At 64.7% G+C, this 23,067-nt stretch carries 21 protein-coding genes; 5 read left to right on the top strand and 16 right to left on the bottom strand.

Going from position 1 to position 23,067, the window contains the following annotated elements; translation table 11 throughout:
* Positions 1-152: 152 nt before the first annotated feature.
* Positions 153-2,477: a LuxR C-terminal-related transcriptional regulator gene (locus HRC28_RS25300; protein ID WP_182379292.1), complete on the bottom strand. Its 2,325-nt coding sequence runs from the start codon at positions 2,475-2,477 to the stop codon at positions 153-155.
* Between the two features lie 138 nt (positions 2,478-2,615).
* On the opposite strand from HRC28_RS25300, the gene HRC28_RS06285 reads away from it, so the two are divergent.
* Both HRC28_RS06285 and HRC28_RS06280 read left to right on the top strand, forming a co-directional pair.
* A complete protein-coding gene (locus HRC28_RS06285; protein ID WP_346010501.1) occupies positions 2,616-3,416 on the top strand; it encodes a GDSL-type esterase/lipase family protein in 801 nt (266 codons plus the stop codon).
* The gene (locus HRC28_RS06280) at positions 3,413-3,805 is read left to right on the top strand and encodes a hypothetical protein (RefSeq protein WP_182379290.1); all 393 of its coding nucleotides are present in this window, start codon (positions 3,413-3,415) and stop codon (positions 3,803-3,805) included. Before HRC28_RS06285 ends, HRC28_RS06280 begins: the two co-directional genes overlap by 4 nt.
* A gap of 206 nt (positions 3,806-4,011) precedes the next feature.
* Here the strand turns inward: HRC28_RS06280 and acs are convergent, their stop codons facing one another.
* The 7 genes from acs to HRC28_RS06245 all read right to left on the bottom strand — a co-directional run bounded on the left by acs (position 4,012) and on the right by HRC28_RS06245 (position 11,745).
* Positions 4,012-5,979 carry an acetate--CoA ligase gene (gene acs / locus HRC28_RS06275; RefSeq protein WP_182379289.1) on the bottom strand — a complete coding sequence of 656 codons (1,968 nt, stop codon included), beginning with the start codon at positions 5,977-5,979 and terminating at the stop codon, positions 4,012-4,014.
* A gap of 37 nt (positions 5,980-6,016) precedes the next feature.
* Positions 6,017-6,442 (bottom strand): limonene-1,2-epoxide hydrolase family protein, encoded by a 426-nt coding sequence (locus tag HRC28_RS06270; RefSeq protein ID WP_182379288.1) that lies wholly within the window; start codon positions 6,440-6,442, stop codon positions 6,017-6,019.
* A 26-nt stretch (positions 6,443-6,468) separates the two neighbouring features.
* The gene (locus tag HRC28_RS06265; RefSeq protein ID WP_237111725.1) at positions 6,469-7,131 is read right to left on the bottom strand and encodes a nitroreductase; all 663 of its coding nucleotides are present in this window, start codon (positions 7,129-7,131) and stop codon (positions 6,469-6,471) included.
* A 71-nt stretch (positions 7,132-7,202) separates the two neighbouring features.
* Entirely contained in the window at positions 7,203-8,996 is a 1,794-nt protein-coding gene (locus tag HRC28_RS06260; RefSeq protein ID WP_182379287.1) for an NAD(P)/FAD-dependent oxidoreductase, read from the bottom strand.
* Between the two features lie 129 nt (positions 8,997-9,125).
* Positions 9,126-10,142 (bottom strand): hypothetical protein, encoded by a 1,017-nt coding sequence (locus HRC28_RS06255; protein WP_182379286.1) that lies wholly within the window; start codon positions 10,140-10,142, stop codon positions 9,126-9,128.
* Positions 10,139-10,690, bottom strand: a complete 552-nt coding sequence (locus tag HRC28_RS06250; RefSeq protein WP_182379285.1) for a hypothetical protein — start codon at positions 10,688-10,690, stop codon at positions 10,139-10,141. Before HRC28_RS06250 ends, HRC28_RS06255 begins: the two co-directional genes overlap by 4 nt.
* 131 nt (positions 10,691-10,821) lie before the next feature.
* Entirely contained in the window at positions 10,822-11,745 is a 924-nt protein-coding gene (locus HRC28_RS06245) for an SDR family NAD(P)-dependent oxidoreductase (RefSeq protein WP_182379284.1), read from the bottom strand.
* A gap of 149 nt (positions 11,746-11,894) precedes the next feature.
* Here HRC28_RS06245 and HRC28_RS06240 point away from each other — a divergent pair, with 149 nt between their 5' ends.
* Positions 11,895-12,374: a PaaI family thioesterase gene (locus tag HRC28_RS06240; protein WP_182379283.1), complete on the top strand. Its 480-nt coding sequence runs from the start codon at positions 11,895-11,897 to the stop codon at positions 12,372-12,374.
* A gap of 81 nt (positions 12,375-12,455) precedes the next feature.
* On the opposite strand, the gene HRC28_RS06235 is transcribed toward HRC28_RS06240, so the two are convergent.
* Complete coding sequence (locus HRC28_RS06235) at positions 12,456-12,977, bottom strand: MaoC family dehydratase (RefSeq protein ID WP_182379282.1); 522 nt, start codon at positions 12,975-12,977, stop codon at positions 12,456-12,458.
* A 25-nt stretch (positions 12,978-13,002) separates the two neighbouring features.
* Complete coding sequence (locus HRC28_RS06230; RefSeq protein WP_182379281.1) at positions 13,003-14,259, bottom strand: CoA transferase; 1,257 nt, start codon at positions 14,257-14,259, stop codon at positions 13,003-13,005.
* A 276-nt stretch (positions 14,260-14,535) separates the two neighbouring features.
* Here HRC28_RS06230 and HRC28_RS06225 point away from each other — a divergent pair, with 276 nt between their 5' ends.
* Complete coding sequence (locus HRC28_RS06225) at positions 14,536-16,389, top strand: CoA-binding protein (protein WP_182379280.1); 1,854 nt, start codon at positions 14,536-14,538, stop codon at positions 16,387-16,389.
* Between the two features lie 70 nt (positions 16,390-16,459).
* Here the strand turns inward: HRC28_RS06225 and HRC28_RS06220 are convergent, their stop codons facing one another.
* The gene (locus tag HRC28_RS06220) at positions 16,460-17,206 is read right to left on the bottom strand and encodes an enoyl-CoA hydratase/isomerase family protein (RefSeq protein ID WP_182379279.1); all 747 of its coding nucleotides are present in this window, start codon (positions 17,204-17,206) and stop codon (positions 16,460-16,462) included.
* 126 nt (positions 17,207-17,332) lie between these two features.
* Between HRC28_RS06220 and HRC28_RS06215 the strand changes: the two genes are divergently transcribed.
* A complete protein-coding gene (locus tag HRC28_RS06215; RefSeq protein WP_202033238.1) occupies positions 17,333-18,106 on the top strand; it encodes an FCD domain-containing protein in 774 nt (257 codons plus the stop codon).
* A 16-nt stretch (positions 18,107-18,122) separates the two neighbouring features.
* Here HRC28_RS06215 and HRC28_RS06210 read toward each other — a convergent pair whose 3' ends face one another.
* From HRC28_RS06210 to HRC28_RS06190, 5 genes are all read right to left on the bottom strand, one after another.
* Positions 18,123-19,337, bottom strand: coding sequence for an FAD-dependent oxidoreductase (locus HRC28_RS06210; RefSeq protein ID WP_202033237.1), 1,215 nt, complete (start codon positions 19,335-19,337; stop codon positions 18,123-18,125).
* A 4-nt stretch (positions 19,338-19,341) separates the two neighbouring features.
* Positions 19,342-19,536 (bottom strand): ferredoxin, encoded by a 195-nt coding sequence (locus HRC28_RS06205; protein WP_182379278.1) that lies wholly within the window; start codon positions 19,534-19,536, stop codon positions 19,342-19,344.
* A gap of 40 nt (positions 19,537-19,576) precedes the next feature.
* On the bottom strand, positions 19,577-20,623 hold the full coding sequence (locus HRC28_RS06200) for a cytochrome P450 (protein WP_237111835.1): 1,047 nt from the start codon (positions 20,621-20,623) through the stop codon (positions 19,577-19,579).
* A gap of 225 nt (positions 20,624-20,848) precedes the next feature.
* On the bottom strand, positions 20,849-21,685 hold the full coding sequence (locus tag HRC28_RS06195) for a mycofactocin-coupled SDR family oxidoreductase (RefSeq protein ID WP_182379276.1): 837 nt from the start codon (positions 21,683-21,685) through the stop codon (positions 20,849-20,851).
* Between the two features lie 193 nt (positions 21,686-21,878).
* Entirely contained in the window at positions 21,879-23,036 is a 1,158-nt protein-coding gene (locus HRC28_RS06190) for an acyl-CoA dehydrogenase family protein (RefSeq protein WP_182379275.1), read from the bottom strand.
* Between the last annotated feature and the right edge of the window lie 31 nt (positions 23,037-23,067).

Here is a 23,067-nt window from a genome sequence, read left to right as displayed (position 1 = left end):
CGACATCGGCCCATGAACCCGCGACGGACACTGACCATCTCCTTTGAACGGCAACAGAGGCCGTTTCAAGGAATTTTGCGACGGCAAGCCTCAGTTTGGCATCGTCTGGAGAATTTAGCGACAGTCAATGTCAGAAAGCGAGCGGGCGCACCTCACGTCAGCCGGTCACGGTGCTCCGCCACCCATGAGGCGACGGCCGACCGGGAGTTGAAACCGAGTTTGCGCAGGATGTTCTCGACGTGCGCCTCAGCGGTGCGGATCGAGAGCACCAGCCGCTCGGCGATCTGCTGGTTGCTGAGGCCCTCATGGACGAGCATGGCGACCTCGCGCTCGCGCCGGGTGAGCGGGGAGACACTTGCCGCAGGATCGGGTCGCGCCTTACGCGGCCGCGACGGCGCAGCGGTCTCCCCCAGTGCATAGGCCATCGCCGCAGCCAGCCCCATCGCCGCGCCGGTGCCGACAGCCCGTTCGAAGTCCTCGGGACTCTGGATCGACCGAAGGTGGATTTCACCCTGCTCGTGCCGATCCGAGAAGTGCGGCAACGAGTGCATCGACACGCCGAGGTGATTCCAGACATCCGTCGCCGCCCCAAGGAGGGTTGCCCCCCGCTCGCCCTGATTCTGCACGGCCGCCGCCCATGCGAAGATCTCCAGGATGAGGGCAGTACCGAGCCGGTCTCCCAATTCACGCTTCAATCGCAGCGCGTCACCCAGCTTCGTCGTACAACTGTCCAGGTCGCCCTCGACGAGACCAATTAATCCGAGGATCGACAATGCGTATGCGCGCATGTAGAGCTCGCCACGAGGCTCGGTCAGCGAGACGCACCGCTCCAGCATGGCGCGCCCGCGCTGCGTATCGCCCGTGAACCCGTAAAGCATCCCGCTGGCGACGATGCCAAAGGAGCGCGACGACAGTTCGCCCAGGTCGGCCAGCCCCACGATGGAGCGTTCGATCAGCTCGATGCCGCGCCCCGCCTCTCCCACCCAAGCTGCCAGAAGTCCCTCGGCGAGATCCGACTGCGCCGTCGTCGCGACGTCTGGCTCACCGTCCAATTGACCGACCAGCAGATGCAGGCCTGCGACGATCGCACGCGCCGCGTCGATGTCGACTTGGATCAGCGCGAACCAGGCGCCCACCCGCAGGGCCACGGCCAGGCTCGGCACGTCACCCTGCGGCGCCGCGGCCAGAGCAAGGTCGATCCAGCGGCGCGCCTCGCTGACCAGACCTGCCGTGATCCAGAAGGGTTCGACCGCGCTGATCATCCGCAGCGCATCATCAGCCTCTGACTGGTCGATGGAGTACTGCAGGGCGGCGCGGAGGTTGGCGTGGTCTTCGTGCATCTCGCACAGCCAGGCGACCTGGTGCGCACCCGTCCAATCCTCCTCGAACCGCTTCGCACGCAGGAGGAAGTGGTCGCGGTGTCGACGTCGCACGACGTCCGCGCGGCCGTCCCTGCTGAGCTCGCGCTCGCCGTAGAGTCGCAGCGTCTCCAGCATCCGGAAGCGCGCGCCCTCCCCTTCGATCTCTCGGCGCACGACCGAGCGCTCGACGAGGGAGTCGAGCACGTCCAGGAAGGCCTCGTCCACCGAGGCGCCCGCTACTGCTTCGGCGGCGTCGAACCCGAAGCCGCCACGAAACACAGACAGGTCGGCCCACATCCGGCGCTCGGCGTCGGTACAGAGGTCGTAGGTCCAGTTCACTGAGGCTTCCAGCGAGCGCTGCCGGTCCGGGACCTTGCCCCGGAAACCGCGATTCAACAGTTGGTAGCGGTCCTCCAGCCGTTCGACCATGTCCTGCGGCGTCAGGACGCGGGTCCGGGCGGCTGCCAGCTCCAGCGCGAGCGGGATGCCCTCCAATGCCTGGCATAGCTCAACAATGGCAGCCGCGTTGCCAACAGTGACCTTGAAGCCTGGCTGGACCGTGGCGGCGCGTTCCACGAAGAGGCTGATCGACTCGTACTGGCCGAGCCCATCGATCGGGACGTCGGCGTCCACAGCGGGCATCGACAAAGGCGGCACCTGGAACAGGCTTTCGTTCCGTAGTCCGAGCGCGCGCTGGCTGGTGGTCAGGATGCGTACACCCGGGCAGGTGTCGAGAAGGTCCTCCACCAGTTCTGCGCACGCATCGGCGAGGTGTTCGCAATTATCGAGGGTGATCAGCGCACGGCGGTCGGCCAGGAACCCGGTGAGGAGGCCTGGGTCGAAGTCCGCCGACTTCACCTGGAGACCGATGGCTCGCGCGACGCTGTGTCCGAGCAGCGCCGGATCCTGCACGTCGGCGAGCTCGACGATCCACACCGCGTCCTTGTAAACGCGCGCGAGATCCGTGGTGATGCGATCGGCCAACCGGGTCTTGCCGGACCCGCCCACACCCGTCAGCGTGACCAAGCGATGGCGCTCGAGCAGCTTCTTGATGGTGTCGAGCTCGCGCCTCCTCCCTACCAGCGGACTCGCCCCCGCCGTGCGACCCCCGACCATGTGCCCATCACACACGGCACGAGCTCGCCGTGCAAGCGCGCCCGCCGTAGCGGCGGTCCCGGATCTGCGTGTCGTTCTACGTAGTCGTCCGCATCCGGCGCAACGACCGCGCCAGCATGGTGAGGCCAACTGCAAACGATGGGATACAGACCGATGAAACCGCGCCACTCCAACCAACAGCTGGTGAGGGTCCCCGCGCGCATCGACCCTTCTGGCGAACTACGCGGCTACCTACGCATGGCTGCAGTCGGGGATGGGCTCGCCGGCGGGTCGTCCACGGCGTGGGCTCCCCTGCTCGCGCGCGCTGCCAGACGCCAGCACGATGTGTCCTTCCATTCGGTCGCGCGACCTCGGGCGACTGCTGGCTGGGTCATTCTTGAGCAGTTGGCAGACGTCCTCGCGCACCGACCCCACGTCGTCGTCCTCGCCGTCGGGACCTACGACGTCCGCTCGACGGCGTGGGATCCCGACACCTTCGGCCGAGAGATCCTGACAGTTGGCGACGCGCTCGCCGGCACCGGCGCACTACTCGTCCTCACCAGGCTGGCGCCACTGGCCGGCCACCCTGTGCGCGTTGGCGCGGCGAACGCTGCCCTCGACGCGTTGCACGAGCGTCATGGCGGCGTCGTCGTCGACCTCGAGCATCACCCCGGTGCCCGGGACGCCGAGTTCTGGTCAGAGCCCGGGTCCCGCCTGTCGGAGCTGGGCCAACTCGCGCTGCTGCACGAGGCCGCCGCCCTGCTGAGTTGCCACGGCCTGCTGGTCGACACGGATTCGCTCGAAGGACCGGCGGGCTCCGGAGGAGCCCGTCGGGATCTACGTAACGGTCTAGGTAGTAGTCACCATGTCAGCACTATGACGACAGTCACAAACTACGAACAGGGTCGGAGCGCCACCCCGCTCCCCTTCTGGCCCCTAGGAAAGGTGACACCGTCATGACTGCAACCCTCTTCACCGCCCGTCCCCGTCTCGACCTCACCTCGCCCGCCAATGGCACGAAGCCGCGCCTCCTGGTCGTCCTGGTCGCCCCCGCGAGCGCCGTCCACCAGTGCGACGCGGCGCTTGACAAGGCCCTGCTCGCCGGCGCCGCGACCGTCACCTGCGAGGTCGACGTCACCGATCGCATGCTCACCCAGTCCGTCGGCGACGTGCTCCGGGCCATCGACGACGCATCCGCTACCCGCCCCGGCGTCCCGATCGTAATTGTGGGCCACGGGGACGCCGCAGCAGTCGCCTCGATGGCGGCCGACGCGTGCGGCGACGAAATCTCCGGTCTGGTCCTCACCCACCAGCGTTCCGAGCAGGACCCGACCCGCCACGCTGCCTGACGACACCGGCCGCCGCCATCAGCGGGCGGACCCAGACTCTCAAACCACCACACGAGCAGGGTGCGCGCGGCCTCCCGATGACCAATGATTCAGGCGACCGCGGTGATCGCGATCAACGGAACGCTCAACACCACACGACCCGTTGCTCCGGAACCAAGCCCGGCTCATCAAACCCGCTCTGCCCTTCAGCTCCAAGGGCCTTGGCGTCAATCCTCGGCGCTCGTCGATGCCCCTACAGCGATCAGATTCATCACCGTCGAGTCAGCCAGGGTGGACACATCGCCGACCTCACGGTTCTCGGCAACGTCGCGGAGCAGGCGCCGCATGATCTTGCCGGAGCGAGTCTTCGGCAACTCCGCGACGATCAGGATCTGCCGCGGCTTCGCAATCGCGCCGATCCCACGAGCCACGTGGTCACGCAACTCCTGGACGATGTCGCTTCCCCCATCGCCAGCGGCCTCGCGCAGGATCACGTAGGCACAGACCGCCTGACCGGTGGTCTCGTCATTCGCACCGACGACCGCGGCCTCGGCAACCTTCGGGTGGCTCACCAGGGCCGACTCAATCTCGGTGGTGGAGAGCCGGTGGCCGGAGACGTTCATGACGTCATCGACCCGGCCAAGGACCCAGACGTCGCCGTCCTCGTCCTTCTTCGCGCCGTCTCCGGCGAAGTACATACCCTCCCAGCGTGACCAATACGTCTCCTTGAACCGCTGGTCGTCACCCCACAGCGTGCGCAGCATCGAAGGCCACGGCTCTCGGATCACCAGATAGCCGCCAGTCCCGTCGGGCACTGACGCTCCCTCGTCGTTCACCACGTCGGCCACTATCCCGGGGATGGCGCGCATCGCCGACCCGGGCTTGGCATCACTCACCCCGGGCAGCGGGCTGACCATGATTGCGCCAGTCTCGGTCTGCCACCAGGTGTCCACGACCGGCGTACGGCCGCCGCCGATGGTCTCGCGGTACCAGACGTAAGCCTCCGGGTTGATCGGTTCGCCGACCGAGCCGAGGAGCCGCAGCGATGACAGGTCGTGCTTCGCCGGGATTTCGTCGCCCCACTTCATGAACGTCCGGATCGCGGTCGGCGCCGTGTAAAGGATCGTGACACCGTACTTTTCGATGATCTCCCACCAGCGACCCTTGTGTGGGCTGTCCGGAACCCCCTCGTAGATGACCGACGTGGTCCGGTTGATAAGAGGTCCGTAAACCAGGTAGCTGTGCCCGGTCACCCACCCCACGTCGGCGGTGCACCAGTAGACGTCGGTCTCCGCCTTGAGGTCGAAGACGCCCCAGTGCGTGTACGCCGCCCCGGTCAGGTACCCGCCCGTCGTGTGCAGGATTCCCTTGGGGGCCCCGGTCGTGCCGGAGGTGTACATCACGTAGAGCGGATGCTCGGAGTCGAAGGACTCGCACGTGTGCTCGACAGACTGCGAGGCAACCAGTTCGTGCCACCACACGTCCGTCACTTCGTCGAAGGGAATGGTCTGCCCGGTACGCCGTACCACGAGGACGTGATCCACGGCGCTCCTGCTTCCCAGCTTGGCGAGCGCCTCGTCCACAGCAGGCTTCAACGCAGAGGGGACGCCCCGACGGTAGCCACCGTCCGCCGTGATCACGATCTTGGCCTGACAGTCCTCGATTCGCGAAGCCAGCGCCTCGGCGGAGAAACCGCCGAAGACCACCGTGTGCGGCGCTCCCAGTCGCGCGCAGGCCAGCATCGCGACGACCGTCTCGGGGATCATCGGCATGTAGATCGCCACCCGGTCGCCAGCCTGCACGCCCAGGTCCACCAGTGCGTTGGCCGCCTGGCAGACCTCGTCCTTCAACTCTGAGTAGGTGATGCTCCGTGCATCATCGGCAGGCTCACCGATCCAGTGGAAAGCGACTTTGTCCCCTGCGCCCTCCTCGACGTGCCGATCGACCGCGTTGTAAGCCGCGTTCAGCCTTCCACCCACGAACCACTTCGCGAACGGCGGATTCGACCAGTCCAGGACCCGGTCCCATCTGGTGTCCCAGGTCAGCCGCTCGGCCTGCTTCTCCCAGAAGCCGAGCCGGTCCCTGGTGGCCTCCTCGTACGCCACGGCGGTCAGGTTCGCGTTGGCCGCAAACTCCGCAGGCGGCGCGAACCGGCGCTCCTCCCGGGAAAGATTGGCCAATGTTTCGATGTCCATCCGACTACTCCTCTGTGTGCTGCCAATCTCGCCGAGATCAAGCGTCGGACGCGCGCCGCTCCAGGTAGGCACCGAATCCCCCGTTGAAATTGCGGTGCCACTGGTCAGCGTCGAAATAATCACGCCACAGCGTGATCTTCCCGTCAGTCACCTTCCACCTGCCCATCACGCGTACTTCTGCGTAGAGCCCATCGTCGAACCAGTGGCGGTCCAGTCGCTCGTTGACAATCGCGCCGTCGCGCTCGATCTCGAAGTGGATCTCGTACTCCGCTCGGACAAGCCAGGTATAGGCGCTCTCGAGGCGAGCTCGGATGACGTCCCTCCCACGATTGACCGACGGCTCGAACGGGACGTTCTCGAACTCCATGTCATCGGCGCACAGCGCGAACGCGCTCTCGAAGTCGCGCGCACACAGGAACCCAATAAAGGCATTAACTGTTTGCACTGGAGTCAATCTGTTCATTCCTTCAGGCTGTTGTGTGGACTCTGCTATTTCGCCCGATGGCTGACAACGCCACCGGCCTCAGCCCGATCGGTTCTGAAGCCGTTCACCGGGTGCTGCTCATCGGCGTAACCGAAGGAGACCGCGCAGACCACCACCTGATCATCGGGGATGTCGAGCCAGGTCCGAACGAAGTCGGAGTACGCCGCGATGGCTCCCTGAGCCACCGCCCCCAGCCCAAGATGCTGGGCAGCGAGAAGAAGTGTGTTGACGTATCCCCCACAGTCGACAGCGCCGTAGGGACCCTGGTCGCGGTCGCTGGTGATCACAGCCACATGGGGCGCGCCGAAGAATGTGAAGTTCTGGAGCATCTGATGACGGCGGCCCTCCGCGTCGGCTCGATCAATCCCGAGCGCACCGTACAACTGATGGCCGGTCTCACGACGGCGCTTCTGATACACCTCCGAATAGACCGTCGGGCGCTCGATGTCCGACTTCGGCTCACTCGTGGACACATGCTCACTCAACGCCTGAGCGAAGCGAGCCGTAGCTGGACCACTGGTGAGATGGACGTGCCACGGCTGGACGTTGCACCACGAAGGAGTGCGCTGCGCCAATCCGAAGAGCTCATCGAGCGTCTCGTCCGCCACCAGTTCCCGCTTGAAGGCGCGGCAGCTGTACCGCGCAGCCAGCAGGCCGGGGAGATCCAAGGTTTCACTCCTCAGTGAAGCAAGCGAAGGCTGCCTCGGGCGGAAATGAGAGTCTCCGGCCGAAACGGCACTCACTTGGCTGACTTGTAGCCCGGCAGGATGCCCAACTGCTCGGCCTTGAGTTGAAGTGCAAGGACCGGAGAGTAGGTCCGGGCCTGCGCCACACCCGAGATCATGAACCAGAGGCCCTTCTGCGCAGTCGGCTTCCACGCGTTGCGCAATTCACCGTCTTCGCCGAATCGGGACACGTCCCCGAGTTGCGCAGCCAGTTCGTCGCCGAAGTAGCGCTGCGCTTCTGCACCCTGGTTCTTGTAGCCCGTGGCCATCACGATCGCGTCGACCGGCACATGGGTCCCGTCAGCCAGCTGAGCACCGTTCGCATCGAGCCTTAGGAGGTCCTCCGTCTGAACGAGACGGATGTCCCCGCGCGCGACAACATCGCTTGCGCCGACATCGATGTAGTAGCCGCCACCCGTCTGGAAGAACTTGTACATGAAGCCCGTGCCGTCGATTCCCGAGTCGAGCTTCATGCCGACCGCACGCAGCCGGTCGAGAAGGACCTTGTCCTTCTCCTCCATGATCTTGGTACCGGCCTGCATCGCCGGAACCATGAGCGGGTGGATGAAGTTGCCGGCCGAGATCATGTCGGCCTCTTCGATCGGGGTGCCGTCGAAGTACTGGCCATAGGCTGCATTTGCGGTCTCCAACGAGACGACGATGGACGCCGACCGCTGGAGCATCGTGACCGTCGCATCGTTCTGGTAGAGATCCAGGGCGATGTCGTGCGCGCTCGTGGCAACGCCGACGACCACGACGTTCTTGCCCTGGAAGCGGCGCCCACTGTCGAACTGCGAGCTGTGGATCACCTCTCCCTTGAAATCCTCGAGCCCTGGCAGCTCCGCGAACCGCGGCTGGCCACCGGCGCCGCCCGTTGCCACGACGACGTGCCGCGGGTGAAGGGTGCGCTCGGTGCCGTCACCGCGCCGGACCTTTACAGTCCAGACCTCTTCGACCTCGTCGTAGTCGGCGCCGAGGAACTCCGTCGACGTCCAGGTGTTCAGGTTCATGTTCAGCGCATATGCCTCGAGCCAGTTCGCGAACTGATCCTTGGGGAGGTACTCCGGGAAGGTCCGAGGAAACGGCATGTACGGAAGCTGGACCATGTCTGTGGGGTTGTGCAGCGCGAGCGAGTGGTAGCGGTTTCGCCAGTTGTCGCCGATGCGATCGTTCTTCTCGACGATGAGCGCGTCGACTCCCAGCACGCCCAGGTGCGCGGCCAGCATCAGACCGGACTGGCCGGCACCGGCGATGACCACCTCGGGCTCACGGTCCTCATAGGCAACGGACTGGGCGCGCCTGTCTGCCCAGTTGTCGGTCGACCCCTCGCGGTCGTAACCGCGACCCGGGTGACGCTCCCCGACGCCGGGTACCGGAACCCCATGGATCGAGCGAATCTTGGTGAGAACCGTCCAGGCGCGTAGCGCCGTCTCGTTGTCTTGGTTCGGCTCAAAACGGATGACACCTTGGCCCGTGCCGACGTTCGTCGTGAATTCGAAATACGCCTCGACGACCTCCCGCATGAGCCGTGACTTGAGCCGCGGCGTCGTCCGATGGAGCGCTACATGCAAGTCACGGACGTCGTGGGTCAACCTGGCGTCCAGCAGAGCCTTCGCGATCTGACCTGAGCCACCCACGTGACCGAGTCGCCACGTGAGCGCAATCAGGTCCCGCCAGTAGGCATCGTCGCAGAACAGGTCTTCGATCTGATCCGGGTCCCCGCCTTCGAGCGCCGCATTCAGCGCCTCGAACCAGTGCCCCACAAGTGGAGCGAAGTCAGTTTCAACCGCCGACTCGTTGTTCGTCATAACCGTTGCTCTCCTGATCGTCAGGCACCGGGACCCGCTCCCGGGACCCGAGGTCAATCAACTGTATTTTCTACTGTTTGGAATTCATCAAGACCGTCCGACCACGCATCTGACGAGCCCTCCGAGCAGCTACTCGAAGACGCGTGACACGGTCTTGGACACTCCATAGCTCGGAGAGATCATGCTGTGCTTGCCTTCCCCGCCGGCCACGACGAGAACGAGTTCGTCCGCAGTAACCACAGGCACGTCCGTGAAGTCATCCGCCCCGGTGTAGAGGCTTGGCCACTTCTCGGCGAAGTGTCCGTCGATGTTCACCCGCGACCAGTGACGCAGGGGAACCCGGGCGTGTCTCGCGATGTACTCCCGCGCGTCCTGGCGGGACCAGCCGTCCCCTGCGATGGTCCGCGCGTGCTCGGGCCCGAGCACGACGACAGGGGTGGAGTCCGGGAAGAAGAGCGCATCATTGGTGCCGACGTTCGCCAACGAGAACGCGATCTGCCGGAGTAGGTCATGTGCAGTGAAGCTGCGGTGATCGTTGACCTCGTGCGGACCTTCCGTTGCCACGACAGTGACCACGTTTGCGCCGTCACCAGCGAACTCCGCAGCACGCGTGGTCCAGTTCACCCCGTCGGACTCCACGCCCTTCTCGGCGAAGACCATCGACGACTTGTGGGGGGTTCCGAAGGTCGCCCGATCAAGCCCCCCGGCACGAGCGCCTCCGACGTTCTGGAGAATCAACCGCACGGCACGTCCGACACGGACGTTGCCAGCATTCCCCGGACCAAAGCATCCCTGACCACTGGTGACGCCCGCATCGGTGGCAGCAGGGCCGCTGAAGATGATCGTCGGCCCGACGGGATGTGTGGTCGCCTGGATTGCGTAAAGATTGAAGGCTGGCTCCAGCATGGCTGCGAGCGCCTCGGTAACGAGTAGGAACTGTTCGGGCGTACACCCGGTCATCACGGCGTTCGCGGCCGCGACCTCGTAGGTCAGAAGACCATTTCGCGGCGGCACCGCACCGATGACGGCCGCGGGGTCCCACCCGCGGTAGTCGAGCAGTTCGTGAACTCGTGCCTTGGTCGGCGCAATGATCGGAAGCCCGTCTGAGACCTCGGTGGAGGTCCAGTCCAGCGTGGTGGTCGTCATGACACCTTCCCCACTACCTCAAGCACCCGCGCGGCCATTCCGCGTCCGATGACTCGGGCCTCGCCCTCGGACCGCCCACCGAACGGATGCTCCCCGACAACGATCTTGGCTTCGAGGTTCGCCTCGTCGAACAGTGCCTCGGCCAGCGGGACGAACTTGTCGCTGACGAACATCACCGCCGGGATGCCGCGACTCTCCAGTTCAATGGTGTCGCGCACTGTCCAGGCGGTGCAGGACCCGCAATCCCCGGTGCCGGTCACCACGACGTCGCACTCCTGGACCAGGCGCGCCATGACGTCGGCAGCTGCAGGCAGACTGGCAGTCGGCTTCCGAATGACCGTGAAAGTGAGCTCCGTATTTGCCGCAGCCAAGGCAGCCCGTGCTTCGTCGAGCAGGAAGCGCGCGTTGGCCTTGCCGTTGTCAAGAATCCCGACGTGCAGTTTGCGCCACACCACAGGGCCGGCCGAGACCTTCCCGGATTCGTTGAGCCGGACCGCACCGCGAGGGTCGAGGAGATTCTCGGCCACCCACGAGTCTGGATCAATCACGTCGCGCCAGGATGGCACCTCGTTCTCCGCAACCACAGCCACCACACACCTCTTTCCTCGGCCGCGTCGGGACCGAACCTCCCGCGCTTGATAGATGGATCATATAAACAATTACGGTATTTGAACAGAGGTCAGCGACGCTCAGTGCCCGACGCGTTGATCGCAGGCATGGCCTCCAGCTCAGCGAGCTCCAGGATGGCGTGGAAGTTGTCGCGCACCGCCTCGATCGTGAGGCTCGCATCGGCGTAACCAGCAGCAGACGCGTACGAGATCCGGTTCACGCGACCAGCCTCGGTCTCGAAGAACTCACCCGTAGCCATGCAGTCCGAGTGGCACAGAAACGCGACGACCGCCGAGATCACCGCCGTCGAACGTTCGGCAAGCAACCGCTCATCCGCCTCGTCCACCCCCAACTGCCTGGCGATCCTGGCCCGGACACGAAGACGCACCTCGCCGGCAACACCGTCAGTCGCCTTGCTCATCTCGGTGAATGCCGCCGGATTCACAGCGTTGACGCGGACCCCAGCAGCAGCACCCTCTGCAGCGAGCTGCCTCGTCATGCCCAGCATCGCACCCTTGGAAGCCGCGTAGTGGGTCAGGTTCGGCGCGCCCACCATCGCCCCCCTCGACGCGACCATGACCACGCGTCCGGCGCCACTCGCCACCAGGTGCGGCCACGCGTGGTGAGTCACGAAGAACGCTCCGTACGCGTTGACCTTCATCGTTCGGTCGAAGATGTCAGGCGTGAGGTCCGCGAGCGGCACGTGGTGGGAAATCCCGGCATTGTTGACGATCGCATCGATTCGCCCATAGGCCCCGAGTCCCTGCTCAACAAGGGCTAGAGCCTCATCGGGGTCCGAGATGTCGTAGGTCGCGGCGACCGCTCGCCCGCCTCGTGTCTCAATCTCGGCGACAACGGATTCTGCACCTGCGACGTCGTTCACGACCACCGCGGCGCCGCGGTTGGCAAGCAGCAGGGCGTGGGACCTCCCCATTCCCGCCGCAGCGCCGGTCACGACTACGACCTTCCCGTCGAAGGACAGGCCTGTCGTCACGGAGCTCCTCCTCGGTCGCGGTGCGTCCCGGTGAGCAGATCTTCACCAGGACTGAGACGTCGATTACACTAGTTAGGTTAGATCTTTATATCAATGGACCGCGACAGGAATATTCCTGAAACGGTCGCGCCGCTAGGAGAGCAGCCGCGATGACCGAGACCTTCACCGACGCACAACAGGAAGAGATTCGAGTGTGGTTCCGCGACCACTTCGACAGGAATGTGCCCTTCTCACGCTTGTGCAACATCAATGTCGTGAGGTGGGAACGCGATGAGGTGGTGCTGCGCTCGCAGTACGCCGACGACCTGTCCGCCCACCCCGGAGTGTTCCATGGTGGGGTCATCGCAACGCTCATCGACACAGCCGGCACCTGCGCCATTCTCGCGGGACAGGACTACAACAACGGATCTCGCCTGTCGACCATCAGCCTCAACGTGAACTATCTGTCCGTGGGCCAGTCAGAAGACGTGGCGGCAACCGCGCGATGCCTCAAGAGGGGCCGGACGATGCACGTCGCCGACATCCAGGTCCACGGTGTCAACAGCGGTCGCCTCCTGGCAGTCGGCCAGATGACCGCCAGCGTTTCCGGAACGCGGTCCGGCCTACTGGGACCGCTGCCGCCTGCTTGATTCAAACCCGCCCGAGAAAGACGCATGCGGTGCCGGACGCCCGGCACCGCATGTCGCACGATGAGCCCAGCTCGCTGACATCTACTCGGCCGGCGTGCGCCGCTTCACAAGGAACCGCTGCTCTCCGAGCATCAGCAGTTCACCGCGCTGATTGTGCACTGTTGACTCGAGAATCATGACGCCCGTGTTGCGCTGCGGGACGAGCTCAGCGATCTTGATGGCCGGGTAGACCGTGTCGCCGCGATAGAGGGGCTTGAGGAACTTGCTCGACTGCTCGATGAACCCCATCATCGCCCCGCCGGTGACGAAGACAAAGTCACTGGCTCCCGGCGCAGTGAGTGCCACCATCTGCAGTCCGTGCGCCTGGAGGTCGGGCCAGCCCTTGGAGCGACTGAACTCCATGTCGTAGTGGCTCGGGTGGTTGTCACCCGAGATGACCTGAAATGCCGCGAAGGCGGCGTCAGTGACCGTGCGGCTCGGCATGTAGAACTTCTCGCCGAGGATCATGTCCTCGAAGAACCGTGGCTGGCCGCTGGTCCTGCGGAAGTTGTAGTGGTGGAAGGTCGGATCGAAATCCGTGTCCTGCTGCGCATCGGCGCTCATCGAGTCCCCTTCGGATTGGTGGTGATCACAAGGCCTGAGTCGCGATGCCGTCCGAGATCAGACCTGCGATCTCGGCGTCACTCAGTGCCAGCCAGTCCCGGAGGACGACTTCGGTGTGCTCGCCGAGCAGTGGAGCAGGTAGGACCCGGACCAGGCGATCGTCGACCTCGACGGGCCAGGTCTGCACTCTCAAGTCCTCGATCGACGGGTGCGCCACGTCCTGGAACAGGCCGCGCTCCGCAAAGCTGTTGTCCGCGAGCAGATCGCGCGTGTCCAGGACCGGGCCTGCCGGGATCTGTGCGTCACCCAGCGCCTGCATCGCTTGTTGCTTCGTCAGCGTCCTGGTCCACGCGGTGATCATCGCGTTGACCTCATCGACGTTCGCGACGCGGGCCGCGGCGGTCTCGAGTCGTGGATCGCCGATCAGCTCCGGCCGGCCGATCAGGTGCAGCAGGCGGTGCCAGTGCTCGGAGCTGGTCGACCGCGTGTAGATGAAGATGAAGTCGTTCGGACCTTCGGGACTGCAGAGGTATGTGTCACTCGGTACGTTGGCCACACTGACACCGCCGGAGCCCGCTCGCTTGGGCGGACTACCCGTCGACAGCTGCGAAGCAAACGCACCACGCAGGAAGTGCATGACCGCGTCCTGCATCGACAGCCTCAGTCGGGCACCTTGGCCGGTCCGGGCCTTACGGTTCAGGGCGCCCAGGATGCTGGTCACCATGAGCATCCCACTGCCACTGTCTGCGATGTTCAGGCCTGCCCGGATCGGGCGTCCACCCGGCTCGCCCGTCACGCTCATGACACCACCGGTTGCCTGACCAACACCGTCGAAAGCCAGGTACTTTTCGTACGCGCTGCCCGGCCCGAAGCCTTTGATCTCAGCGAAGACGAGGCCCGGGTTCACAGCGACCAGGGAGTCGTATCCGAGTCCCATCTCCTCCATCCGCCCCGGCGCGAAGTTCTCGACCACGACATCTGCCTCCGCGGCCAAGGCCCTGGCGAGCTCGATGCCCCGCGTGCTCCTGAGATTCAACGCGATCGACTGCTTGTTGGAGTTGTACTCCTGGAACCAGGCGCCATAGGGGTCGGCCCCCTTGCGCCCGATGGCCCGACCGGGGTCGCCTCCGCGGCCGGCCTCGGCCTTGACAACCGAGGCTCCGAGCCATGCGAGGGTCTGCGTGCAGGTCGGGCCAGACTCGAAGCGAGAGAAGTCCAGGACGCGGACGCCCTCGAGGCAGTTTGCAAACGTCTCGTCGGCGAGCACTCGTGATCTCCTCATGCAGATAGCGGCCAAAACCGGGCGCCTGCCAGCCGAAGATCGGGACTTCGCCAGCCGCTGAACTCCGAGGTTCCCGGAGATACAACCAGATTAGTTGAATGATTTGTGTTGTGTCAATCAGCATCACGTCTCACACCTAGACACCAAACAGTCTATTCATTAAGATAATGAGGGGTGGTGCGCACCAGACTTGCCGAGCGCCCCGGATAGTGATCCGCCGGTCGATGCCGGGAACCGATGCGGCACGACGCCGCAGCTAACGACAAAGGATGACCGATGACGGACATGCGTTCGCTGGACTGTCTCTTTGCCCCCAAGAAGATCGCCGTGATCGGCGCCTCCGACAACAAGGCCCGGATTGGGGGGCGGGTGCTCGACTATCTCCTCACACAGTTCCCCGGACAGACCTACCCGGTCAACCCAGGCAGAGCGACTGTGCAGGGCGTGCCCGGCTACCCGACCGTCGCAGACCTCCCCGAGACACCTGACCTGGCGATCGTCGCAGTACGTAGCGAGGACGTCCTCTCGGTGGTCGACCAGCTTGGCCAGCGAGGTACCGGGGCGGCCATCGTGTTCAGTTCGGGATTTGCGGAAACCGGAGACGAAGGGCGGCACGAGCAGGAAGAGATGCACGCGATCGCCAGAAAGTACGGAATGCGGCTGCTCGGCCCCAATTGCATCGGATTGGTCAACCGAAGCGAAGGCCTACTGGCGACGTTCGCCGCGATCTCAGCCCCCGCCGACGAAGGTGGCGGGGTAGCCATCGTGAGCCAGAGCGGCGCAGTAGGCGCGTTCTTCTGGCGCGAGGTCCACCGCGTGGGCCTCGGCGCCAACTATCTCTGCACCACCGGGAACCAGTCCGATGTGACCGCAGCCGAAGCGGTGTCCCACCTCATCGAGCAGCCGGACGTGAAGTCGGTCCTTCTCTTCCTGGAGGGCCTCCCGGACCCCGACGTGCTCCTCAGCGCCGGTCTTCGAGCCCTGGAGCTCGGCAAACCCATCGTTGCCATGAAGTCGGGATTCTCGGCCGGTGGCGCGGCGGCAGCCGCGAGTCACACCGGCTCGGCCCCTTCTGACGATGCGCTCGTCGAAGCGCTTCTGGAGCGTGCAGGGATCGTCCGTGCGGAGACACCGGCGGAGCTGGTGTACTTCTCGGCGGCCTTCGCTGCGGGACGCTTTCCGACTGGCAACAAGCTCGGCATCGTCACGGGCAGCGGCGGGCTCGGTGTCGTCATGGCCGACGAGGCGGCGCGGGCAGGGCTGGTGCTCAACCGTCCGAGCCCGTCCACCGAGGCGAAAATCAGGGAGCGCATTCCGCCGTTCGGCTCCTCGCGCAACCCGATCGACTACACGGCCAACTCGGTCAACGACCCGACCATCTTCGACTCGGTTGTCGACACAGTGCTCCAGGAGGCCGGCTACGACGGCGTCTGCATCTCGGGAATATCACCCACGACCTCCGCGGAGCGCGCCGCGGCCGTGCGCGACTCGGTCGAACGCAACCAGAAGCCGGCGCTGGTGCACACCGCCGACCCCGAGGTCGTCCGCTACCTGATCGCCAACGGAGTACCCGCATTCACCGATGCGCCCACCATGGTCCGCGCAATGGCGGCCTTGAGCGAGTATGCGCGCAGGCTCGCCCAGGGGTCGAAACCCGCGCCGACTCTTGCCGTCGGCCGTGTCGACGACGCTGGGGCCGGGACAGTCCTGACCGAAGACGCGTCGGCTGATCGTCTCTCCTCCTTCGGAATTGCCGCTTCTCCGTCGGCCCTGCCGCATGAGGCCGTTGAGTTTCGACTCGAGGCCACCCACGACGCTCAATTCGGTCCGATTACTTCGGTCTCACTCGGCGGCACGCTCGGCGAACTCATGACTGAGTCTGCCCACGCCCTCCTTCCGCTGCGATCCGGGGAAGCGCAGCGGATGCTCGAACGGCTGTGCCGAGGGCGTCTGACCGACGGTCCCGCCGCGCTGACTCCGGGCGGGGTGTCTCAACTGGCCGACCTGATCGAGCAGCTCAGCCTCACCATCGATTCCGGGACGGGAGTGACTCGGGCGACTCTCAATAGAGTCGTCATCAGCGGAGCCGAGGTTCGCGCGCACGGCGCAGAGGTCACCGCCTCAGCGTGACCTTACAGAGGACGTCGCCAACAGGAAGCGAGGCCAAGCCGGCCTCGCCCCCTGTGTCGGTGTCCGGACGTCAGGCCTCCCGCGCTGAACGTGCCGCGGCAAGGCCGAGTCCCTCGACCGCCAGACCGTGGCTCAGGTCATTGAGCAGCATCCGACGACGACCCAGATTGAGCGCTTCTCGCGTGTATCTCAGGACGGGGAGCGGGCGCTGCGCGAAGCACGCCGCGAGTTCCCAGGCCCGCTCGCTGACCTGGTCGAGGGGTAGCACCTCATTCACCGCACCAAGTGCTAGAGCATCCGCGGCAGTCAGCACCTGGCCCGTCATCAGGAAGTAGTTCGCCCGTGTCGTTCCAATGAGGTGGGACCAGACCAGATTGACACCGTCGCCGGGCACTCCCCCGGTCTGGAAATGTCCAGAGTCCTGGAATACGGCGTGGTCAGCCGCAATCACAACGTCCGCAAGGAGCGGAATCTCGGAGTGGATCAGCGCAGGGCCATTGACCACCCCGATGACAGGGACGTCGATTCCAACGAGGTCCTGAAGTAGACGTTTCCCCTCGTACCAAGTCGGATCCCACCCACCCCCACCTGCACTGCGCGCCTTGAAGGCAGCCATGTCCACGCCCGCACAGAAGGAACTACCGGTACCTGTCACAATTACCGTCTTGACGGTGATGTCCGCGCCAACCTCCGCGAACGCGATAGGGAGTTCGCGGTGCACCGTCGGCGTCCACAGGAGTTCCCCCCCGTCGGAGTGCAGCCGCACCTCGACGACAGCATCACGACGCGTCAACACGACCTGCTCGTAACTACCCATGAGAACTCCACAACCTGATGTCTTTAAAAGATCTGACTAGGTATTACAGTCTAGTCGATGGCCTCGGAAGGCCTTCTTAGATATAGTTAAATCTACCATCTTGGTCAGCCGATATTGGGGGTGCGTGTGGAGCAACCAGAGCAAGACGCCCGGATAACGCGAGTCCACGCCCCGAAGATCGCCAACCTCGTCGCGAGTCAGCTCCGGCGCCAGGTTCTCATCGGCACCTTGAAGAACGGCGATGTTCTCCCACCCGAGGCGGATCTCATCGACCAGTTCGGAGTCTCGAGGCCGACTCTGCGCGAGGCGCTTCGCGTGCTGGAGTCCGAGCAGCTCATCGAGGTTCGACGGGGTGCCCACGGCGGTGCGCGCGTTCGCACACCGACCACGGACGTCGCCGCGAAACATGTAGGCATCGTGCTGCAGCTCCACGGGGCGACCCTGGCCGACGTCTACAACGGTCGTACTGTGATCGAACAGCACTGCGCCCGCCTGCTTGCTGAAGGGCGCACCGACGCAGACTTGAGTAGACTCTGGGCTGAGATCGAGCACGGCGAAGCGGCGATGGACGATCCTTCGCGGTTCATACGTGCGCACACCAGATTCCACGCCGTCGTCGTCGACCTCGCGGGCAGCGCAACCCTCAATGTGCTGTCCGGGTTGCTCCGGGAGATCGTCGACGCCGGCAACTACTCGCGCATTGCCGAGGATCACGTTGCCGAGAGCCTCGGACGGGCCACACACAAGGGAGCTCGGGCTCACCGCAGGCTTGTCGAGCTGATCGAGGCAAAGGACGCCGATGGAGCCGAACAACTCTGGCAGAGTCACCTCACGGATGCAGACGACTACTTGGCCAGCGGGACGGCGAAGACGATCCTCGACCTCTTCGAGTACGTCTGAAGGTTGCGCGCTGGCCTCAGATCGAGCCCGCCTGCACGCGTTCCACAGCGTCATGCCAGGACATGTCGCTCCCGATGGCGGCCCGCCACGGAAGGATTCTCTTCACTGGCATGCCGACACTCACGACTCCGGTGATGCGGTCCGCTGTGCGGTAGACCGCGACGAAACTCCATTCAGCCAGGTCGCCCTCGACGACGAGCATCTCTTCGTGTCCCGCCAGACTCCCGTAGGCCTGCAGTTTGAGGTCGTACTGGTCGGACCAGAAGTAGGGAACTGGTGAGTATGCCGTTGGCACACCGTTTGCCAACAGGTTCCGCGCAGCTGCCATCCCCTGCTCGGCAGCATTGGTGCGGTGCTCAATCCTCGTGGACTTTCCCAGACGAGGATGGTGCCACCGCGCGACGTCGCCAGCCGCGTAGACACCGGGAGCTGCCATCAGGAACTCGTCGCACACGACACCGTTGTCCACCGTCAGACCACTGCCCTCCAACCATTCGGTGTTCGGCAGGGATCCGATGCAACTCACCACGTCGTCTGCGTCGACGACCGAGCCGTCTGCGAGCCGGACTCCAGTCACACACTCGCCGTCGACGACCAGTTCACTCACGCCGATACCGAGACGCACGTCCACGCCGTGATCACGGTGGAGGTCGGCGATCATTGCACCGACCCTCTCCCCGAACACCTGGGCCAACGGCACGGGCGCCGGTTCCAGCAGCGTGACGTTCGCGCCGACTGCGCGGGCGCTGGCCGCGACCTCGCAGCCCAGGAATCCCGCCCCGATGACCACGAGGTTGCCGCCAGGAGCCAGCCTTGTCGCAATCGCTGCGGCGTCATCAAGAGTCCTCAGCACGTGGGCGCCACGTACCGCCGAAGCAGTCGGGAACAGACGCGGCCGGACACCGGTCGCCACGATCAATCCATCGAAGTGGGCCTTTGATCCGTCGCCGAGGACGACAGAGCGATCGACGAGGTCAAGGCCCAGCGCAGGCACGCCAAGTCTCCAGTCGGCCGCCAAGGCATCCACGTCGGGCCGTGCGCGCAGCGCCAACCGATCCGAGGTCCACTCACGCTTGAGGATCTGCTTCGACAGTGGTGGCCGGTCGTACGGCAGGTGCGACTCGTCGCCGATCATCACAAGGCTGCCCTCGAAGCCCTCCCTGCGCACGGTCTCAGCGGCCGCGAGGCCCGCCGCAGAGGCTCCGACGATGACGACCTTGCGCAGAGACATCTGTTCAGTCCTGACGCAGGTGAATCGCCGCCGCCGGGCACACGGCCGCGGCTTCCTTGACGTTCTCGTGCTCATCCGCCCCAGGCGTCTCTTCCAGAAGAAGCACGAGGCCTTCGTCGTCCTGATCGAAGACCTCGGGAGCGATCAGTACGCACTGGCCGGACGACACGCACTTGTGGGCCTCGACGCTGACATTCATGGACATGGAAGTACCTCTTCTAATTGAGCCGAAGGCCGGGCTACCAGGTGACCGGTAGTTCGTAGATGCCGTTGTTGTTTCCGTCGTGCTTGAACGAGAGCTGGTCCAGCGCGGCGTCGACCTTGAGAGTCGGAATCCGCCGGAACAGGGTCGTCAGCGCGACCTGGAGCTCCACTCTCGCGAGCGGCTGGCCCAGACACTGGTGGACGCCGTAGCTGAAGGTCACGTGACGCCGCGCATCACGAAGAAGATCCAGCTTGCCTGGATCAGGGAAGACTGCGGGGTCCCAGTTCGCGGCATCGGCCGCACAGATGATTCCCTCGCCGGCCTTGATCTCCTGACCACCGATGACCAGGTTCTCGGTCGCCACGCGGCGCCGCCCAAGGTGCGGGATAGTCAGATAGCGAAGCAACTCCTCGACGGCACTCGCTACCACCTTCGGATCATCCGTCGCCTTGAGGATCTCGAGCTGGTCGGGATTGCGCAGCAGCAGCACCGCGCTGAGCGCGATCATGTTCGCGGTTGTCTCATGACCCGCGAACAGGAGGAAGGCCCCGAGCTCCGCCGCACGACGGCGGGCCACCCGTCCGTCCGAGACCAGGCGCGCAAGGTCGGAAAGCACGTCTGAGGCGCCGTTCTCCCGCTTCGATTCGATCAGCGTCTCGAGATAGTCAATGAGTTTCATGTTGGCTTCGATGCTCGCCTCAGGCGTCGAGTACCGATTGACCAGGACGGCCGACAACTCCTGGAAGAACTCGTGGTATTCCTCCGGGACGCCAAGGAGTTCACTGATGACCTCCGACGGGAGGGGCAGGGCGAAGGCAGCGACGAGGTCGGCCTCGTTGGGTCCGGCCAACATGTCATCGATGAGCTTGTCAGTGAGCGCCTGGATACCCGGCCGCATCGCCTCGACGTTCTTGACCCGAAAGGCCGGCGTGACCATGCTCCGGATGGCGCGGTGCTCGGGATCGTCCATCGCCACGAGGGACGGGGTGTGCTGCCACCGAGCCATCGTTCCGGCGCCTCGGTGGGGATACCCGGGCCTCATGGCATCCGCACTGACCCTGGAATCGCCCATGGCCGCCAGTAGGTCGGCGTGGCGGGTGATCAGCCACGGCTTGCTGCCATCCCAGATCCTGACCCGCGTCACCGGCTGAGTCTCCTGAAGGCCCAGGAGCTCGGTCGGTGGCTCGAAAGACCGGTCCCGGTCCCTGGCCATGGGGTACTCGTGCAACGCGTCAGATTCAGAAGGGCCGCTGAAGTCAACGTTCGTCATCAAGGTGCTCCTCGAAAATGGGTGGGAAGCGAGCAGCTACTTGGTCGAAGCACCGGCGTCGACCGGCAGCGAAGCGCCCGTGACGTAGCGCGCACCGTCGCTGACGATCCAGGCGATTGCGTTGCTGATGTCGATGGGATCGATCCACGCGACGGGCAACAGGTTCTTGCCGGCGTGCCGGTCCCAGACGTCTTCCTTGCCCATCTTGGTCGCGTCCTTCTCGGGGTAGAACAGCTGGTAGCTTCCGAGGTTGTGGACCATCATCGTGTCGGTGCTCGTGGGGCTGATCGTGTTCACACGGATGTTGTTCTCCGCGAGCTCGATGGCCAGGCACTTCATCATCCCGACCAGCCCGTGCTTCGCAGCGGAGTAATGGGCCACGTTCCGATTGCCCTTGAAGGCGCCGAGCGAGCCGATGAAGACGATGGACCCGCCCTTCTCGTTCTTCTTCAGGTGCGGGATGGCGGCACGCACGGTTCGGAACGAGCCGCTGAGGACGATGTCGACGACGTCGTCCCACATCTCATCACTCATGTCCTCTACGAACGAGAAGGAGACGATCCCGGCATTGGCGATCACGATGTCGAGGCGCCCCAACTCAGCGACGCCGGCGTTGACAGCGGCCGTCATGCCTGCGCCGTCACGGACATCGACCTTTGCCGACACGATTCGTCGACCGAGGGCCTCCACCAGACGAACCGTCTCCTTCAGATCGTCTTCGCTGGCCATGGGGTACCCAATGGTTGCGATGTCAGTCAGCGAGTCGAGAGCGATGATGTCGGCGCCCTCCTCGGCCAGCCGAATCGCGTGCGATCGACCCTGACCACGGGCCGCACCGGTGATCAGAGCTACCTTTCCTGCAAGGCTAGACATGTGTTCACTCGCTTCCTTCGAAACGTCGGACGCAGCGTCCCGACCGTCATCACCCCGGACTCGCACGGGGACTCAGGACGACTATACGCTGAATCAGGTAGATGAATCAATAGATATGGCTAGGTGGCGTGGTGGAGGCCGAGCAGAGACGCCCGCTTCGATCACTCGAAACGGACGCCTCGTCAATGCCCAATCAGCCTTTGACGGACGGACCGATCACACCGCGCGCAACCTGGCTCCGCAGCATCTCCGTGGTCCCTTCGACCACACGAGCAACTCGAAGGTCTCGCAGCCACTTCTCGAGCGGAACCTCCCGCGACATGCCCATGGCGCCCATGATCTGCATCATCCGGTCGACGACGCGGAAGGACATCTCGGTGCAGTAGAGCTTCGCCATCGCAGCATCCAGCCTCGCGTCCTCACCCTGGTCGTCTTTCCAGGCAGCACGCCAGGTCAACATCCGCCCGGCGTCGATTTCGACCTGAGCATCGGCCACCTGCCACTGGAGCCCCTGCCGCGTTGCCAGCGTTGCGCCGAACGTCTCGCGATCCTTCATCCACTCCACTGCCAAGCGCAGAGACTCGGCGGCAAGCCCAACGGATCGCGCGGCATAGGTCAATCGACCTCGCACGAGCCACTTGGATGCCAGCATCAGCCCTTGGCCCTCCTCGCCAACGAGGTGCGAGCCAGGCACCCGGACATCATCGAGGATCAGCTCCACCGGCCAGCGGTCCCGGATCACCGGGATCTCATGGCTGCTGAGACCAGCGGAGTCCGTGTCCACGACAAAGGCACTGATGCCTGACTGGGTCCGGGCATAGACAACGCCGTACTTGGCCTTCTCGACGTTGGTGATGAACAGCTTGCGGCCGTTGATGATCCAGTCGTCACCATCCCGCCGGGCCGAGGTCTTGATGGCCCGAGCGGGATCGGAGCCGCCTGCCTCCTCCCCGATGGCTGTGAACGACCCCCATCCGTGCTCGATCGTGGGTCGAACGTAGTTCTCGGTCAGGTAGTCGCTCTGCCCGTACAGGACGACGGGCGGACTCTGCCCAAAGGCCCCGGCTCCGGCATGGGGGAAGCACATCCGGTGCTTGCACGCCTCCTCCAGAACCACGACGAGCTGGAAGGCGCTCAGCCCCGCTCCGCCGTACTCCTCGGGCGCATCGAAGCACCAGAGATCAGCACGCCTCGCCTGCTCACGCAGGCCCGCCAGAACGTCGTCTGGCAGATACGCATCCGTGACCGGCAATGATGCCTCTGCTGGGACGACTCTCTCCGTGACGAACTTCTTGACGACGTCCCGCATCGCCTCGAGCTCTTCGGGCAGGTCGTATCCGGCGAACGTCATTTCGGATTCTCCATCGGGGTTCGGGGGCACT

Source organism: Nocardioides sp. WS12 (assembly GCF_014108865.1).
Taxonomy (GTDB): Bacteria; Actinomycetota; Actinomycetes; order Propionibacteriales; family Nocardioidaceae; genus Nocardioides.
Note: the sequence above shows the minus strand (reverse complement) of the source record. Positions and strands in the feature narration are given on the sequence as shown.